Genomic DNA, 14,355 nt, shown 5'->3' on the forward strand with positions numbered 1-14,355 from the left:
CATTGTGCTCAGATCCGCACATCACCGCATGCTCGCGATCAGCCAATCACACGAATTTCACATCTGGAAGAGCAAAACTGTGACTCATAGCCTTTTGTTCGGCAGTTGAAACCTTGGGTGCATCTGGACGTCCGGAACCTGTCGTCGACGGAGAGTCACGCCCGGAGTGAAGCGAGCTCCACGACGGTGATGTCGGAGGGTGCACCGACCCGTACGGGCGGACCCCAGGCGCCCGCGCCCCGCGATACGTACAGCTGGGTGTCGCCGTACCGGTCGAGCCCGGCGCCCGTGGGATTGGCCAGATCTGCGAGGTAGTTGCCCGGCCAGAGCTGGCCGCCGTGGGTGTGACCGGAGAGCTGGAGGTCCACGCCGTGGGCGACGGCGTCATGGATGACGACGGGCTGATGGGCCAGGAGGACGGCGGCGCGGGTACGGTCCCGGTCACCGAGCGCGCGGTCGAAGTCGGGGCCCTGCCCCTCGCTCTCCCCGGCGATGTCATTGACGCCCGCAAGATCGAATCCGCTGATCTCGACCCGGTCGTTCTCCAGTGGGTGAAGGCCCAATTCCCTCACCTGGTCGACCCATTGGGCGGCGCCGGAGTAGTACTCGTGATTACCGGTGACGAAGAAATTCCCCTGCCGGGAACTCAGCCGGGCGAGCGGCTCCGCGGCCGGCCCGAGGTCCGCGACGGTTCCGTCGACGAGATCCCCGACGACGGCGACCAGATCCGGCTGGGTCCGGTTGATCGTGTCGACGATCCGCCGGGTGTGGGCGCGGCCGAGGATCGGACCGAGGTGGATGTCGCTGACGACGGCGATCCGGAAGCCGTGCGCGGAGCGCGGCAGTTTGGCGAGCGGGACGGTGATCCGCTTGACCCGCGGCCCGCGCAGCACCCCGTAGGTGCCGTAGCCGACCGTGCCGAGCCCCGCGGCGGCGGCGGCACCGCCGACGGCGCGGGCGACGAACAGGCGCCGCGTGGGGGCGTCGGGGCGGTGCGGGGCGGGGGCGTCGGCGACGAGGGTGGTCGGTGCGGCGGCACCGGGAACCGGTGGAGCGGAAGTCTCGGCATCCGAGGGGAGATTCGAGGAATTTGTACCGTTTGGGTGATCCGCTGGGGATGCGTCGTCCGCTGGGGATGCGTCGTCTGCTGGGGATGCGTCGTCTGCTGGGGATGCGTCGTCTGCTGGGGATGCGTCGTCCGCTGACGCCACGTCCGCGCCCTTCGCCCGGCCCGCGAGCACCCGGCGCAGAACCGGCCGTACCGCCTCCCCCACCAGCAGCGCCAGCGTCAGGTACAGCACGGCGGCCAGCCACAGATAGCCCGGCCAGGCCAGCACCCGCTGGAGCCAGAAGGGCGCACCGGTGCGGCCGGAGACCAGCGCGCCGATGCTCAGCAGGGGCAGGACGAACGCGGCCACCGTGCCGGCCGTGCGCAGGACGCCGCCTTCGGCCGTCGTGTCACCGACGAGACGGCGCCAGAGATAGCGGTGCACGCCGGCGAGCAGTGCGAGCACCACGATCACCATCACCGTGAGACCGGCCACTGCCACTTGCTCTCCCCCGCCCGTCGTACGGCCTGCTATGCGCGTTCGCGGCGCAGGGCCCTGACGCCACGGAACCCGATCACACCGACAGCCGTCCCCAGGAGAAAGGACGTGATGGCGAGCAGCAGATGCACCCAGAAGTACGCAGTCGGGTCACCCGCGTCGTCGAAGGCGAGTCCGCTGCCGTCCTTCCACAGGTTCTTGACGAAAGTGATCCAGATGAACCAGCTCCACACCCCGAAAGCGAGCAGGAACCAGGAGACGGGGCGGCTGAGCTTCATGGACTCAGTATCGCCGCCGCTCTCCGGCAAAGCCGCCCGGGGTGGGCTGTCCCGGCGGTACACCCGGCGGGTCAAGCCGTCCGCACCCATTTTCATATCTTCCCCCTGTACGTTTCCGACCGTGCCTGCTCTTAAAAAGACCGCGCTGACGGTCATCTCTGCCGCTTTGTTGTCCACTTTTGTTGTCAGCCCGGCATCGGCCGTCGACAAGGACACCTCCGACGACCAGCCGAAGCCGCCCGCGGGCATGTCCCAGGTCGGCGGCGAACTGCTGGGCCGGACCGGCACGCAGGTCAAGCTGGGACCGGACGCCCCGGTGCTGCCGAAGGACCTCACGGGCAGGTCCTGGATCGTCGCGGACGCGGAGAGCGGCCAGGTCCTCGCCTCGCACAACCCGCACTGGCGGCTGCCTCCCGCCTCCACCCTGAAGATGCTCTTCGCGGACACCGTGATGCCCGCGCTGCAGCCGAAGACCCAGAAGTACACGGTCAAGGACGAGGATCTCGCCGATCTCGGCGAGGGCAGCAGCCTGGTCGGCGTCAAGGAGAAGCTCACCTACACGGTCCACGACCTGTGGCTCGGGGTGTTCCTTCGGTCGGGCAACGACGCGGTGCATGTGCTGTCCGCGATGTACGGCGGCGTCCCCAAGACCGTCGACGCCATGCAGGCGCACGCCGAGGAGTTGCAGGCCCTCGACACGCAGGTGGTGTCGCCCGACGGGTACGACGCGCCCGACCAGGTCTCCAGCGCGTACGACCTGACGCTGTTCGCCCGCAGCGGGCTGCAGAAGGCGGACTTCCGGGAGTACTGCTCGACGGCCGAGGCGCAGTTCCCCGGCGCGGAGAAGAACGGGAAGCGCGAGAGCTTCGGCATCCAGAACACCAACAAGCTGCTCACCGGCGCGGGCGGCGTCGAGCCGTACAAGGGCATCGCGGGCGTCAAGAACGGCTACACCACGCACGCCGGCAACACCTTCACCGGCGTCGCCGAACGCAATGGCAAGGTGCTGCTCGTCACCGTCATGAACCCGTCGTCCGAAAAGCCCCACGCCGTCTACGACGAAGCCGCCGACCTCCTCGACTGGGGCTTCGACGCGAGCGGCAAGGTGACCCCGGTCGGCGAACTGGTGCCCCCGAAGTCCGCCACCACCGGCACCGGAACCGGGAAGGGCCCCGCGGCCGAGCAGGGCGAGGGCGAGGGCCAAAACGGCCCCGCGCAGACCGCGAAGGCCGCCGCGGCCGAGGGCGGCGGCGGAGGCGTCGGGATCGCGCTGGGCATCGCCGGAGGCGCCCTGGTGCTGCTGGCCGGCGCGGTGTTCCTGGTCAACCGGCGCTGGCCGCTGCCGGACCTGATGCGCCGCCTTCCTCGCCGCTGACGGCTTCGGACGCCTCCCCGGCGTCCTCGCTGTTCTGCGTCGCCGTCCAGGCGGCGCAGAACAGCAGCAGCTTCGCCGAGAAGTTGATCCACAGCAGCAGCGCGACCGGCACCCCGAAGGCGCCGTACATGCTCTTCGACGCCACGCTCTGCATATAGCTGCCGAGCAGCAGCTTGAGCAGTTCGAAACAGACCGCGCCCAGCACCCCGGCGACCAGCAGCCTGCGCCGCGGGGGCTCGACCCCGGGCAGCAGGGTCAGCAGATAGAGCAGCAGCAGGAAGCCGGCGAGCGCCCCCACGACCATGGCGGCCACCCGCAGCACCACACCGCCCGCACCCTGGTCCGAGATGCCCAGCAGATCGGCGGCCCAGCCGACGGCGACGGAGCCGACCGACGACACGGCGAACGTGGCGAGCGCCGCCCCGCCGAGGCCGAACAGCAGCCCCACGTCCTTGAGCTTGCGCAGGACCGGATTGCCCAGATCCACATCGTCCAGGCCCCAGACGGCACGCAGGCAGTCCCGCATCGAGCCGATCCAGCCGATGCCGGTGAAGAGCAGCAGCGCACCGGCCACCAGTCCGACCGTCCCCGCGTGGGTCACCAGGTTGTCGATGCCGAGCTGGTCGGAGATGCCGGGCACCTGCTCGGCGAGCTTGTCCTCGATCTTGTGGAGCTGCTCGGTGGAGAGCAGCGCGGCACCGATCGCCGCACCGACCGCGATCAGCGGGAAGAGCGCCAGAAAACTGATGAAGGTGATCGCGGCGGCCAGCCTGGCCCAGTGGACCCGCTCCAGCGTTTCGTAGGAGCGCCAGGCGTGCGTCGTCATCAGCCGGGAGACGATCGGCCCGATGACGGGGAGGTTTTTCAGCCAGTCCATGACGTACGACTACCCTCCCGGGCGCGGAAAACCGGCACCGGGCCCCGCTGCCGTACGGACTGACACATCCTCAATCACCCATTTCGGTGAGTGTTGTAACAAATACCTCGAAAGGGTTTTCTCGGGCGATACGGTCACCGTCATGTCTGTCGACACCGTGTCCCTGACCGGCTGGGGCCGCACCGCCCCGACGACCGCCCTGCGTTTCCGCCCCCGTTCGTACGAGGAGGCGGCGGCGACGGTACGCGGCTGCGGACCGCGCGGCTCCATCGCCCGGGGCCTCGGCCGGGCCCATGGCGACGCGGCCCAGAACGCGGGCGGCTCCGTCCTCGACATGACCGCGCTGAACCGGATCCGCACCGTCGACGCCGGGGCCGGACTCGTGGTCTGCGACGCCGGGGTCAGCCTGCACCGGCTGATGGAAGTCCTGCTGCCGCTCGGCTGGTTCGTCCCCGTCACGCCCACGACCCGTTACGTCACCGTGGGCGGCGCGATCGGCGCCGACATCCACGGCCACAACCAGCACCGCTCCGGCTCCTTCTCCCGGCACGTCCAGGAGCTGGAGCTGCTGACCGCCGAGGGCGAGATCCGTACGGTCCGGCCCGGCACCGGTCTCTTCGAAGCGACCGCGGGCGGCCTGGGTCTGACGGGTGTGATCCTCTCGGCCACGCTCCGGTGCCACCGCGTCACCAGCTCATGGATGTCGGTCGACACCGAACGCGCCGTCGATCTGGACGACCTGCTGGAGCGGCTCTGTGCCGGGGACCACCGCTACCGCTACTCGGCCGCCTGGATCGATCTCCGCGCCCGCGGCCGGGCGACAGGGCGCTCCGTACTCACCCGAGGGGAGCACGTACCCCGATACGCGCTCCCGGCGCACGCCCGGCGCACACCGCTCGCGTTCCGCCCGGGGCCGCTGCCGCCCGCCCCCGTCCTCGTGCCGGAAGCACTGCTCGGCGGCGCCCCGGCCACCCTCTTCAACGAGCTCCGGTACCGCGGCGCGCCCCGGTACCGGATCGGCGAACTCCAGAGGCTGGCCGCGTTCCTCCACCCCCTGGACGGCCTGCCGCAGTGGAACCGGGTCCACGGGCGGGCCGGATCCGTGCGGTACCAGTTCGTCGTCGGACCCGGTCAGGAGGAGGTGCTGCGCCGGATCGTGGGCCGGATCTCCCAGCGGCGCTGCCCGACGTCGAACGCCGTGCTCAAGCGGTTCGGCGCCGGCGACCCGGGCTGGCTGTCGTTCCCGATGCGCGGCTGGACGCTCGCCCTCGACCTGCCCGCCGCCCTGCCCGGCCTGGCCCGGTTCCTGGACTCGCTGGACGAGGAGGTGGCTGCGGCCGGCGGCCGGGTCTGCCTGGCGAAGGACTCCCGGCTCCGGCCGGAGCTGCTGACCGCGATGTATCCGAGGCTGGCCGACTTCCGGTCGCTGCGCGCCGAGCTGGACCCGGGCGGGGCCTTCCGCTCCGACCTGTCGCGCCGGCTGTCGCTCTGACCGCCGCCGCCCTCCGCCCTCCCGTTCCCACCCCCGACTCCCTACGCCTGCAAGGAGTGTTCCCGTGAAGGACGCCTTCGGAGCCCCGCAGTCCCTGCTCGTCCTCGGCGGCACCTCGGAGATCGCCCTGGCCACCGCACGGCGGCTGATCGCCCTGCGGACCCGCACCGTCCGGCTGGCCGGACGCCCCTCTCCCGCCCTCGACGCGGCCGCCGCCGAACTGCGCGCACGCGGCGCCGATGTCCGTACGGTCGACTTCGACGCCCTCGACTCCGCGTCCCACGCGACCACGCTCGGCCCGATCTTCGCCGAGGGCGACATCGACATGGTGCTGCTCGCCTTCGGCATCGCGGGCGACCAGGGGCGCGACGAGGAGGAACCGCTCTCCGCGGTCCGGGTCGCCCAGACCAACTACACGGGGGCGGTCTCCGCCGGGCTGGTGTGCGCCGGCGCGCTCCAGGCGCAGGGGCACGGCTCGCTGGTGGTGCTGTCCTCGGTGGCGGGCGAACGCGTCCGCCGCGCCGACTTCATCTACGGGTCCAGCAAGGCGGGGCTGGACGCGTTCACGCAGGGGCTGGGTGACGCGCTGCACGGGACGGGGGTGCATGTGATGGTCGTGCGCCCCGGCGTCGTACGGCCGGAGCCGGCCGCGGAAACGGTGCCGGCCGCACCAGCCACGCCACCGGCGGCCCGGGGCGGGGCGGCCCTGCTCGCGCCCTCGCGGATCACCGCGGCGCGGTCCGCCTCGGCCCGGTTCGCCTCGGCGCCGCTGGAGGCGTCGCCGCTCACCACGACGCCGGACGCGGTCGCGGAGGCCATCGTGACGGGGCTGCGGCGGCGTTCGGAGACGGTGTGGGTGCCCGGGTCGCTGCGTGCGGTGATGTCGGCGCTGCGGCATGTGCCGCGCCCGCTGTTCAGGCGGCTGCCGCTCTGAACCGGGGGCGCCGGGGCGCTCGGCCCGGTCGCCCGGTCGCCGGGGAGGTGCTCAGTGCAGGGAGGGCTCGTCCACGGAGGAGCCGCCCTGCGCGGGCACGGCGGACGCCCCGCCCCCGGCGCCGAACGGGAACTCGTTGATCTTGCGCCAGACGCTGTCCGAGCCCTGCTCGTACAGCGCGAAGGAACCGCAGGACCAGGACGCCTCGTAGTCGGCGAGCTCCGCGTACGCCCGGTCCATCGCCTCCTCGGCGATGTCGTGCGCCACGGTCACATGCGGGTGGTACGGGAACTGGAGCTCGCGCACCAGCGGCCCGGAGGCGTCCCGGACCCGCTTCTGCAGCCAGGTGCAGGCCGAGGCTCCCTCGACGACCTGGACGAAGACGACCGGCGAGAGGGGACGGAAGGTCCCGGTGCCGGACAGCCGCATCGGGAAGGGGCGGCCGCCCGTCGCGATCCGGGCGAGATGCGCCTCGATCGCGGGCAGGTCGGCCGCCTCGGCCTCGGTCGGCGGGAGAAGGGTGACGTGAGTGGGAATGCCGTACGCGGCAGGGTCCCCGAAGCTCGCGCGCCGCTCCTGGAGCAGGCTGCCGTAGGGCTCCGGGACCGCGATCGAAACGCCGAGCGTTACGGTCCCCACGTCGTCCTCCTCAATCCTCGATGATCAATGGCCTGTTTTCGGCCATCGACCGATTCGACTTCCCGTCGCCAGTGTGACGCCTGCGGCCGCGAAACCGCCAGGGTCCTTGGACTCAGTGCTTCGCGGGCAGAAAGCCCATCCGGTCGTACGTCAGGGCCAGGGTCTCGGCCGCGACGGCACGGGCCTTCTCCGCGCCCTTGGCCAGGATCGAGTCCAGCGTCTCCGGGTCGTCCAGGTATTCCTGGGTGCGGGTACGGAACGGTGTGACGAACTCGACCATGACCTCGGCGAGGTCGGTCTTGAGCGCACCGTAGCCCTTGCCCTCGTACTTCTGCTCCAGATCCGCGATACCGGTCCCGGTCAGTGTCGAGTAGATGCTCAGCAGATTGCTGACACCGGGCTTCTCGGCCCGGTCGAAGCGGATCACCGTGTCGGTGTCGGTGACCGCGCTCTTCACCTTCTTGGCGGTGGCCTTCGGCTCGTCCAGGAGGTTGATCAGGCCCTTCGGGGTCGGCGCCGACTTGCTCATCTTCGCCGACGGGTCCTGGAGGTCGTAGATCTTCGCCGTCTCCTTGAGGATGTACGGGTCCGGCACGGTGAACGTGTCGCCGTAGCTGCCGTTGAACCGCTCGGCGAGGTTGCGGGTCAGCTCCAGGTGCTGGCGCTGGTCCTCGCCGACCGGGACCTGGTCGGCCTGGTACAGCAGGATGTCGGCCACCATCAGCATCGGGTACGTGAAGAGTCCGACCGTGGTGCGGTCGGCACCCTGCTTGGCGGACTTGTCCTTGAACTGCGTCATGCGCGACGCCTCGCCGAAGCCGGTGAGGCAGTTCATGATCCAGCCGAGCTGGGCGTGCTCGGGGACATGGCTCTGGACGAAGAGCGTGCAGCGCTCCGGGTCGAGACCGGCGGCGAGGAGCTGGGCGACGGCGAGCCTGGTGTTCGCGCGCAGCTCCGCGGGGTCCTGCGGGATGGTGATCGCATGCAGGTCCACGACCATGTAGAAGGCGTCGTGGGATTCCTGCAGCGCCACCCACTGGCGGACCGCACCGAGGTAGTTGCCGAGGTGGAACGAGCCTGCGGTGGGCTGGATTCCGGAGAGCACGCGGGGGCGTTCAGAGGCCATGGAACTCATTGTCTCAGGTGCGGGCGGCGACCCCCGACCGGCCTGACGCGCCACAAAACACAGGTTTCCTCACCACGGATCCGACCGACGATACAAACTGGGCACCACCCCGCCCACGCCGCACGACGAACGGAGATCCCGTGTCTGCCACGGAAACCGCCATCGCCTCCGCCGAGGCGCACAGCGCGCACAACTACCATCCGCTGCCCGTCGTCGTCGCCACGGCGGACGGGGCCTGGATGACCGATGTCGAGGGCCGTCGCTACCTCGACATGCTCGCCGGCTACTCGGCGCTCAACTTCGGTCACGGCAACCGGCGCCTGATCGACGCCGCCAAGGCGCAGCTGGAGCGGGTGACCCTGACCTCGCGCGCCTTCCACCACGACCGGTTCGCCGACTTCTGTACGCAGCTCGCCGAGTTGTGCGGCATGGAGTCGGTGCTGCCGATGAACACGGGTGCGGAGGCCGTGGAGACCGCGGTGAAGACGGCCCGCAAGTGGGGTTACCGGGTGAAGGGCGTCCCGGACGGCATGGCGAAGATCATCGTCGCCGCCAACAACTTCCACGGCCGGACGACGACGATCATCAGCTTCTCCACGGACCAGGAGGCACGGGAGGACTTCGGCCCGTACACACCGGGGTTCGAGATCGTGCCGTACGGGGATCTCACGGCGCTCCGGGAGGCGATGACCGAGAACACCGTGGCGGTGCTCATGGAGCCGATCCAGGGCGAGGCCGGGGTGCTGGTGCCGCCGCCGGGCTATCTCCCCGGGGTGCGCGCGCTCACGCACGAGCGGAACGTGCTGTTCATCGCGGACGAGATCCAGTCGGGCCTGGGGCGGACCGGCAGGACCTTCGCCTGCGAGCACGAGGGGGTCGTGCCGGACATGTACGTGCTCGGCAAGGCGCTGGGCGGTGGTGTGGTGCCGGTGTCGGCGGTGGTCTCGTCGCAGGACGTGCTCGGGGTGTTCCGGCCCGGTGAGCACGGTTCGACGTTCGGCGGCAATCCCCTGGCCTGCGCGGTCGCGCTGGAGGTCATCGCGATGCTCCGCACCGGCGAGTTCCAGCAGCGGGCGACCGAGCTGGGCGAGCACCTGCACCAGGAGCTGCGGCTGCTGGTGGGCGGCGGCGCGGTGGAGGAGGTGCGCGGCCGCGGGCTGTGGGCGGGCGTCGACATCGCTCCGAGCCACGGCACGGGCCGGGAGATCTCCGAGAAGCTGATGGACCGCGGGGTGCTGGTCAAGGACACCCACGGCTCGACGATCCGGATCGCCCCGCCGCTGGTGATCAGCAAGGAGGACCTGGACTGGGGCCTCGAACAGCTCCGCGCCGTCCTGCGCGGCTGATCCCCGCACCCGCTCGCCGGGCAGGCCCGGGGCCTGTCCGGCGGCCCGCCCTGGCAGACTCCGTCCCGTGAGACCTGACCTGACACTGCTGCGGGACCTGGTCGAAGGGTCACCGGGCTTCGGCCGCGGGCCCGCGTCCGCCGTACCGGAGGCGCTGATCCGCGAGGCCGAGGCCCGCGTCGGCCCGCTGCCGCCGTCGTACCGCTGGTGGCTGGCCGCGTACGGCCACGGGCGGGCCGGGGACGCGGACATCGCGACGGTCGGGCCCGCCGGGTCCGCCGACGACCTGTACGAGGCCGTCACCGCCGGGTGGCGGCTGAGCGGCGACCGGCTGTGCTTCGCCGTCGAGCCGGACTGCGGCGACGACTACCACTTCGCCCTGGATCTGGCCGGGGAGGCCGGGGACGGGGAGTACCCGGTGGTCCGCCGTGACGGTACGGACGGGTGCGAGGACCCGGTGGCGGAGTCCTTCGCCGGATTCCTGGCCGTCCGGGCGGCGCGGTCGCGCGGGCTGCGGGACGGGCCCAATCCCGCGGTCGCCCGGCTGTGGCGGTCGACGCCGGGCGTACTGCTCGACAACGGCGTCCATGTCTACGGTCCGCACCTCATCGAGGAACGCAACGAGACCTTCGAGGTGGCCCGGTACGCGCCGCACTGGGTGCTGGTCGGGGACGACAGCGGGGGCGACGGATTCTTCATGCGCCGCCACGGCCGCGACCGCGCCTCCGTCCACCGGCTCGGACTGGGCGCGATCCGCGAGGACGTCGAGGCGGCGGGCGAACCGGTGACGGACGACCTGCTCGGCTGGCTGCGCGCGGGCGGGGCCCCGGCGGACCGAGGGCGGCCGGGGCCGACTAGAGGATGACGTGCGGCAGGAAGCGGGCGTACTCGTCGGTGACCGGGCCCTCCGATTCGCGGATGCCGAGACCGGCCGCCTCGTCCTCGACGACCCACGCGCCCAGCACCACACGGTTGCCGTCGAAGTCCGGCAGCGGCGCCAGCTCCTGGTAGCAGCACGGCTCGTCCCGCGGCGCCGCCGGGCTTCCCGGCTCGTGGATCGTGATCCCGGCCCCCTCGCGGCCGAGCAGCGGCTTGGCGACCCAGCCGCCCGACGCCGCGAGTTCGCGGGGACCGTCGAGGTAGGAGGGCAGCAGGTTCGGGTGGCCCGGGTAGAGCTCCCAGAGGATCGCCAGCAGCGCCTTGTTGGACAGCAGCATCTTCCAGGCGGGCTCGATCCAGCAGGTCGTGCCCGTACCGCCGCCGTTGTCGAGGGTGTCGAGCACATGCGGGCCGAACCGGTCGGTCGCCAGCCACTCCCACGGATACAGCTTGAAACAGCTCCGGATGAAACGGAACCGCTCGTCGACGAACCGCCCGCTCAGCCGGTCCCAGCCGATCTGCTCGACGGACAGCGCCTCCGTGTCGATGCCGGCCTGTGCGGCGGTCTCCCGCAGATAGGCGACCGTCATCAGGTCCTCGCCCAGCTCGTCGCCGTCGGAGTGCGCGAAGTGCAGTGGTCCCGGCGGCAGCAGGGCGGCCTGCCGTTTCCAGGCCGCCACGAGTCGTTCGTGCAGCGAGTTCCACTGGTCGGCACCCGGGAAGCGGTCCTCCATCCAGAACCACTGGGCGCTCGCGGCCTCCACGAGTGAGGTGGGGGTGTCCGCGTTGTACTCCAGCATCTTCGCCGGACCGGTGCCGTCGTAGCACAGGTCGAACCTGCCGTAGAGGGAGGGCAGTTCGGCACGGCGGTGCCAGGACCGCGCGACCAGTGCGGCCAGCCGGCGGTCGGTGATGCCGAGCTCGGCAAAGCGGTCCCGCTCCACGATGTGCGCGGCCGCTGCCAGACACATGGTGTGCAGTTCCTCGACGACGTCCTCCAGCGCCTCGACCTCGGGCAGCGAGAAGACGTAGTAGGCGCTCTCGTCCCAGTACGGGCGCAGCGATCCGTCCGGGTAGCGGGTGAGCGGGAAGACGATCCCCTGCTCCTCCACCGTGCGCTGCCAGTCGGGGCGCGGCTGCGTGGTGCGGCGTTCCATGCCGGTCAGCCGCCGCCGGTGCCCGAGCAGCCGAAGCCGCCGCGTTCGACCGCGGACTTGTTGAAACTGCCGCCCTGCACCTTGCCGTTCTTGCTGCTGCCGCCGTAGTAGTACGACCCCTTGCCGTCGCTCCTCTTGCACTCGTAGCTCGGCAGTCTGTCCTGGGTCAGCGGGTCGACACACCGCTTGTCCGGCTCCGAACCGCAGGAGGTGATCATCGCCGCGAGCATCCCCATGCCGCCGAGCACCACGGTGCTCGACCTCAGCCTGCGTGTTGCCATGTTTCCGTCTCCCCCGCCATACGAATCAAGCCAGTGTGGCCATTCGTCAGATTAAAGGGCCGCCGGGTGCGGCTGGAAGCGGGGACACCGAACGTCCCCAAGTAGAGTCCCCCTGTGCTTCTCGGGATGATCTGCGCGCTCGGCGCCGCCGTCTGCTTCGGTACCGCCTCGGTCCTCCAGGCCGTCGCCGCGCGGGCCGCCGCCGAGCCGGGGTCGGACGCGGGGGTCGATCCGGCACTGCTGCTGCGCGCCCTTCGCCAGTGGCGTTACCTCGCCGGACTCGCCCTGGACGGCTGCGGTTTCGTCCTCCAGATCGTCGCCCTGCGCTCGCTGCCGATCTACGCGGTGGGCGCCGCGCTGGCCGCGAGTCTCGCGGTGACCGCGGTGGTCGCCGCCCGGCTGCTGAAGGTGCGGCTGAGCGCCATCGAGTGGTCCGCGGTCGGCGTCGTCTGCGCCGGCCTCGGCATGCTGGGGCTCGCCTCCGGCGGTGAGGGCCACGGCACCGGTTCGGCGGCCCTGGGCCGGTGGATGCTGGGGATCGCCCTCGGCGTCCTGCTGATCGGCGCCGCGGCCGGACGCCTCCCGGACAAGCCGCGGGCGCTCGTGCTGGGTCTCGGCGCGGGATGCGGCTTCGGGGTGGTGGAGGTCACGGTCCGGCTGATCGACGACGTGTCGCCGTCGGCGCTGCTCGCCAACCCCGCCGCGTACGCGCTGCTGCTGGGCGGCGGTTCGGCGTTCCTGCTGCTCACCTCGGCCCTGCAACGCGGTTCGGTGACGACGGCGACGGCCGGCATGGTGCTCGGCGAGACGATCGGCCCGGCGCTGGTGGGCGTCGTCTGGCTCGGCGACCGCACCCGCGAGGGCCTGGAGTGGCTGGCGGTCGCCGGTTTCGTGGTGGCGGTGGCGGGCGCGCTGGCCCTGGCCCGGTTCGGCGAGGCCCCGGCGGACGCCCCGGGACCGGCCGTCCCCGAACGCATCAAGGGCGCGTAGGACCTCAGGGCAGCACCCGGCAGAGTGCGTCCAGGGCACCCGCCCAGGCGCTGTCGGTGGGTGTTCCGTAGCCGATGACCAGCGCGTCGCGGCCCGGCGGCGCCTCCGGGTGCCGGAAGCGCGAGATCCCCTCCAGTGCCAGCCCCTGCCACGCCGCCGACCGGAGCACCGACGCCTCGGTGCCCTCGGGCAGTTCGAGCACGGCGTGCAGCCCGGCCGCCATGCCGCTGATCCGGACACCGGGGGCCCGCTCCGCCAGTACCGCGACGAGCTGGTCGCGGCGGCGCCGGTAGTGCAGCCGCATCGAGCGCACATGACGGTCGTACGCGCCCGACGCGATGAACTCCGCGAGCGTCAGCTGGTCCAGCGCGCTCGACGACCAGTCGCTCATCCCCTTGGCCTCGGACACCTCCCCCACCAGCGCCTCCGGCAGCACCATCCACCCCAGGCGCAGCCCGGGTGCCAGCGACTTGCTCGTCGTGCCCAGGTGCACCACGCGTTCGGGGTCGAGGCCCTGGAGCGCGCCGACCGGCTGCCGGTCGTAGCGGAACTCGCCGTCGTAGTCGTCCTCCAGGATCAGCCCGCCCGTGCCGCGCGCCCAGTCCACGGCCGCGGCCCGCCGGTCGGGGTGGAGCGGCACCCCCGTCGGGAACTGGTGCGCGGGCGTCATCAGGACCGCGCCCACTCCGCGCAGACCGGACAGTTCCCCGGTCCTCGCCCCGAGTCCGTCGACCGGCAGGCAGGGCAGCCGCAGCCCGGCGTCCGTGAGCAGGTTCCAGTGCACGTCCAGTCCGTACGACTCGACGGCCACCTCCCGCACCCGCCGCCTGCGCAGCACCGGCCCCATCAGCTTCAGCGCCTGCACGAAACCGGCGCAGATCATGATCCGTTCCGGGTCCGCGTACACCCCGCGGGCCCGTGCCAGATAGTCGGCGAGCACGGTGCGCAGCTCGATGCGCCCGCGCGGATCGCCGTATCCGAAGGCGTCGTTGGGCGCGGCCGCCAGTGCGCGCCGGGACGCCTTGAGCCAGTCGGCGCGCGGGAACGTCGAGAGGTCGGGCGACCCGCTCAGCAGGTTGTGGGCGGGCCGGGACCACACCGCCCGCGCCCTCGTGGTCCTGGCCGCCGGGGGGCGCGGCTCGGCCCGCTGCGCCACCCGGGTGCCCGAGCCCTGCCGGGCGGTGAGCCATCCCTCGGCGACCAGTTCCGCGTAGGCGTCGGCGACGGTGTTCCGGGCGATGCCGAGGTCGGCGGCGAGGCCGCGGGACGACGGCAGCCGGGTGCCGGGCGCCAGGCGCCCCGTCCGTACGGCCTCGCGCAGGGCGTCCATGAGCCCGGCCCGCAGCCCTGACGCACCGGTCGTTTCGAGATGCAGGTCGGCACCAAAAGTGGCCCATGAATCTGTCACGGAAATGGACCATACCGTTGCGCCAT

General features: G+C 71.5%; 14 protein-coding genes. 6 read left to right on the plus strand and 8 right to left on the minus strand.

Going from position 1 to position 14,355, the window contains the following annotated elements; genetic code table 11:
* Nucleotides 1-155: 155 nt before the first annotated feature.
* Nucleotides 156-1,526: a metallophosphoesterase gene (locus OG520_RS15425; protein ID WP_406016490.1), complete on the minus strand. Its 1,371-nt coding sequence runs from the start codon at nt 1,524-1,526 to the stop codon at nt 156-158.
* 53 nt (nt 1,527-1,579) lie between these two features.
* Nucleotides 1,580-1,825, minus strand: coding sequence for an SCO4848 family membrane protein (locus tag OG520_RS15430; RefSeq protein WP_093549020.1), 246 nt, complete (start codon nt 1,823-1,825; stop codon nt 1,580-1,582).
* 121 nt (nt 1,826-1,946) lie between these two features.
* Between OG520_RS15430 and OG520_RS15435 the strand changes: the two genes are divergently transcribed.
* Nucleotides 1,947-3,200 carry a D-alanyl-D-alanine carboxypeptidase family protein gene (locus OG520_RS15435; protein WP_399327316.1) on the plus strand — a complete coding sequence of 418 codons (1,254 nt, stop codon included), beginning with the start codon at nt 1,947-1,949 and terminating at the stop codon, nt 3,198-3,200.
* Here the strand turns inward: OG520_RS15435 and OG520_RS15440 are convergent.
* A complete protein-coding gene (locus tag OG520_RS15440; protein ID WP_406013555.1) occupies nt 3,148-4,077 on the minus strand; it encodes a YihY/virulence factor BrkB family protein in 930 nt (309 codons plus the stop codon). The two genes, OG520_RS15435 and OG520_RS15440, sit on opposite strands and share 53 nt — an antisense overlap.
* 142 nt (nt 4,078-4,219) lie before the next feature.
* Between OG520_RS15440 and OG520_RS15445 the strand changes: the two genes are divergently transcribed.
* Nucleotides 4,220-5,569, plus strand: a complete 1,350-nt coding sequence (locus tag OG520_RS15445; RefSeq protein WP_399327312.1) for an FAD-binding protein — start codon at nt 4,220-4,222, stop codon at nt 5,567-5,569.
* Between the two features lie 64 nt (nt 5,570-5,633).
* Nucleotides 5,634-6,503: an SDR family NAD(P)-dependent oxidoreductase gene (locus OG520_RS15450; RefSeq protein WP_406013556.1), complete on the plus strand. Its 870-nt coding sequence runs from the start codon at nt 5,634-5,636 to the stop codon at nt 6,501-6,503.
* A 51-nt stretch (nt 6,504-6,554) separates the two neighbouring features.
* Here the strand turns inward: OG520_RS15450 and OG520_RS15455 are convergent, their stop codons facing one another.
* Nucleotides 6,555-7,142, minus strand: a complete 588-nt coding sequence (locus OG520_RS15455) for a 2'-5' RNA ligase family protein (RefSeq protein ID WP_399327308.1) — start codon at nt 7,140-7,142, stop codon at nt 6,555-6,557.
* Between the two features lie 112 nt (nt 7,143-7,254).
* Nucleotides 7,255-8,268: a tryptophan--tRNA ligase gene (gene trpS / locus OG520_RS15460; protein ID WP_107408268.1), complete on the minus strand. Its 1,014-nt coding sequence runs from the start codon at nt 8,266-8,268 to the stop codon at nt 7,255-7,257.
* A 140-nt stretch (nt 8,269-8,408) separates the two neighbouring features.
* Between trpS and rocD the strand changes: the two genes are divergently transcribed.
* Nucleotides 8,409-9,614 carry an ornithine--oxo-acid transaminase gene (gene rocD, locus OG520_RS15465; protein WP_406013557.1) on the plus strand — a complete coding sequence of 402 codons (1,206 nt, stop codon included), beginning with the start codon at nt 8,409-8,411 and terminating at the stop codon, nt 9,612-9,614.
* A 67-nt stretch (nt 9,615-9,681) separates the two neighbouring features.
* Entirely contained in the window at nt 9,682-10,479 is a 798-nt protein-coding gene (locus tag OG520_RS15470; protein WP_406013558.1) for an SMI1/KNR4 family protein, read from the plus strand.
* On the opposite strand, the gene OG520_RS15475 is transcribed toward OG520_RS15470, so the two are convergent.
* Together OG520_RS15475 and OG520_RS15480 are read right to left on the minus strand one after the other, a co-directional pair.
* Nucleotides 10,469-11,650: a glutathionylspermidine synthase family protein gene (locus OG520_RS15475; protein ID WP_406013559.1), complete on the minus strand. Its 1,182-nt coding sequence runs from the start codon at nt 11,648-11,650 to the stop codon at nt 10,469-10,471. The two genes, OG520_RS15470 and OG520_RS15475, sit on opposite strands and share 11 nt — an antisense overlap.
* A 5-nt stretch (nt 11,651-11,655) precedes the next feature.
* Nucleotides 11,656-11,931, minus strand: coding sequence for a hypothetical protein (locus tag OG520_RS15480; protein ID WP_406013560.1), 276 nt, complete (start codon nt 11,929-11,931; stop codon nt 11,656-11,658).
* Between the two features lie 126 nt (nt 11,932-12,057).
* Here OG520_RS15480 and OG520_RS15485 point away from each other — a divergent pair, with 126 nt between their 5' ends.
* Nucleotides 12,058-12,921: a hypothetical protein gene (locus tag OG520_RS15485; RefSeq protein WP_406016491.1), complete on the plus strand. Its 864-nt coding sequence runs from the start codon at nt 12,058-12,060 to the stop codon at nt 12,919-12,921.
* A gap of 4 nt (nt 12,922-12,925) precedes the next feature.
* Here the strand turns inward: OG520_RS15485 and OG520_RS15490 are convergent, their stop codons facing one another.
* Entirely contained in the window at nt 12,926-14,329 is a 1,404-nt protein-coding gene (locus OG520_RS15490) for a PLP-dependent aminotransferase family protein (protein ID WP_406013561.1), read from the minus strand.
* Nucleotides 14,330-14,355: the final 26 nt, after the last annotated feature.

Origin of the sequence: Streptomyces sp. NBC_00984, assembly GCF_045162475.1 — a bacterium.
GTDB lineage: Bacteria > Actinomycetota > Actinomycetes > Streptomycetales > Streptomycetaceae > Streptomyces.

What these genes read in the sequence shown, in the direction of transcription:
- OG520_RS15425 (WP_406016490.1), bottom strand. Translation starts at nt 1,526, where the DNA reads ATGGTGATCGTGGTGCTCGCACTGCTCGCCGGCGTGCACCGCTATCTC.
- OG520_RS15430 (WP_093549020.1), bottom strand. Translation starts at nt 1,825, where the DNA reads ATGAAGCTCAGCCGCCCCGTCTCCTGGTTCCTGCTCGCTTTCGGGGTG.
- OG520_RS15440 (WP_406013555.1), bottom strand. Translation starts at nt 4,077, where the DNA reads ATGGACTGGCTGAAAAACCTCCCCGTCATCGGGCCGATCGTCTCCCGG.
- OG520_RS15445 (WP_399327312.1), top strand. Translation starts at nt 4,220, where the DNA reads ATGTCTGTCGACACCGTGTCCCTGACCGGCTGGGGCCGCACCGCCCCG.
- trpS (WP_107408268.1), bottom strand. Translation starts at nt 8,268, where the DNA reads ATGGCCTCTGAACGCCCCCGCGTGCTCTCCGGAATCCAGCCCACCGCA.
- OG520_RS15475 (WP_406013559.1), bottom strand. Translation starts at nt 11,650, where the DNA reads ATGGAACGCCGCACCACGCAGCCGCGCCCCGACTGGCAGCGCACGGTG.
- OG520_RS15480 (WP_406013560.1), bottom strand. Translation starts at nt 11,931, where the DNA reads ATGGCAACACGCAGGCTGAGGTCGAGCACCGTGGTGCTCGGCGGCATG.
- OG520_RS15485 (WP_406016491.1), top strand. Translation starts at nt 12,058, where the DNA reads ATGATCTGCGCGCTCGGCGCCGCCGTCTGCTTCGGTACCGCCTCGGTC.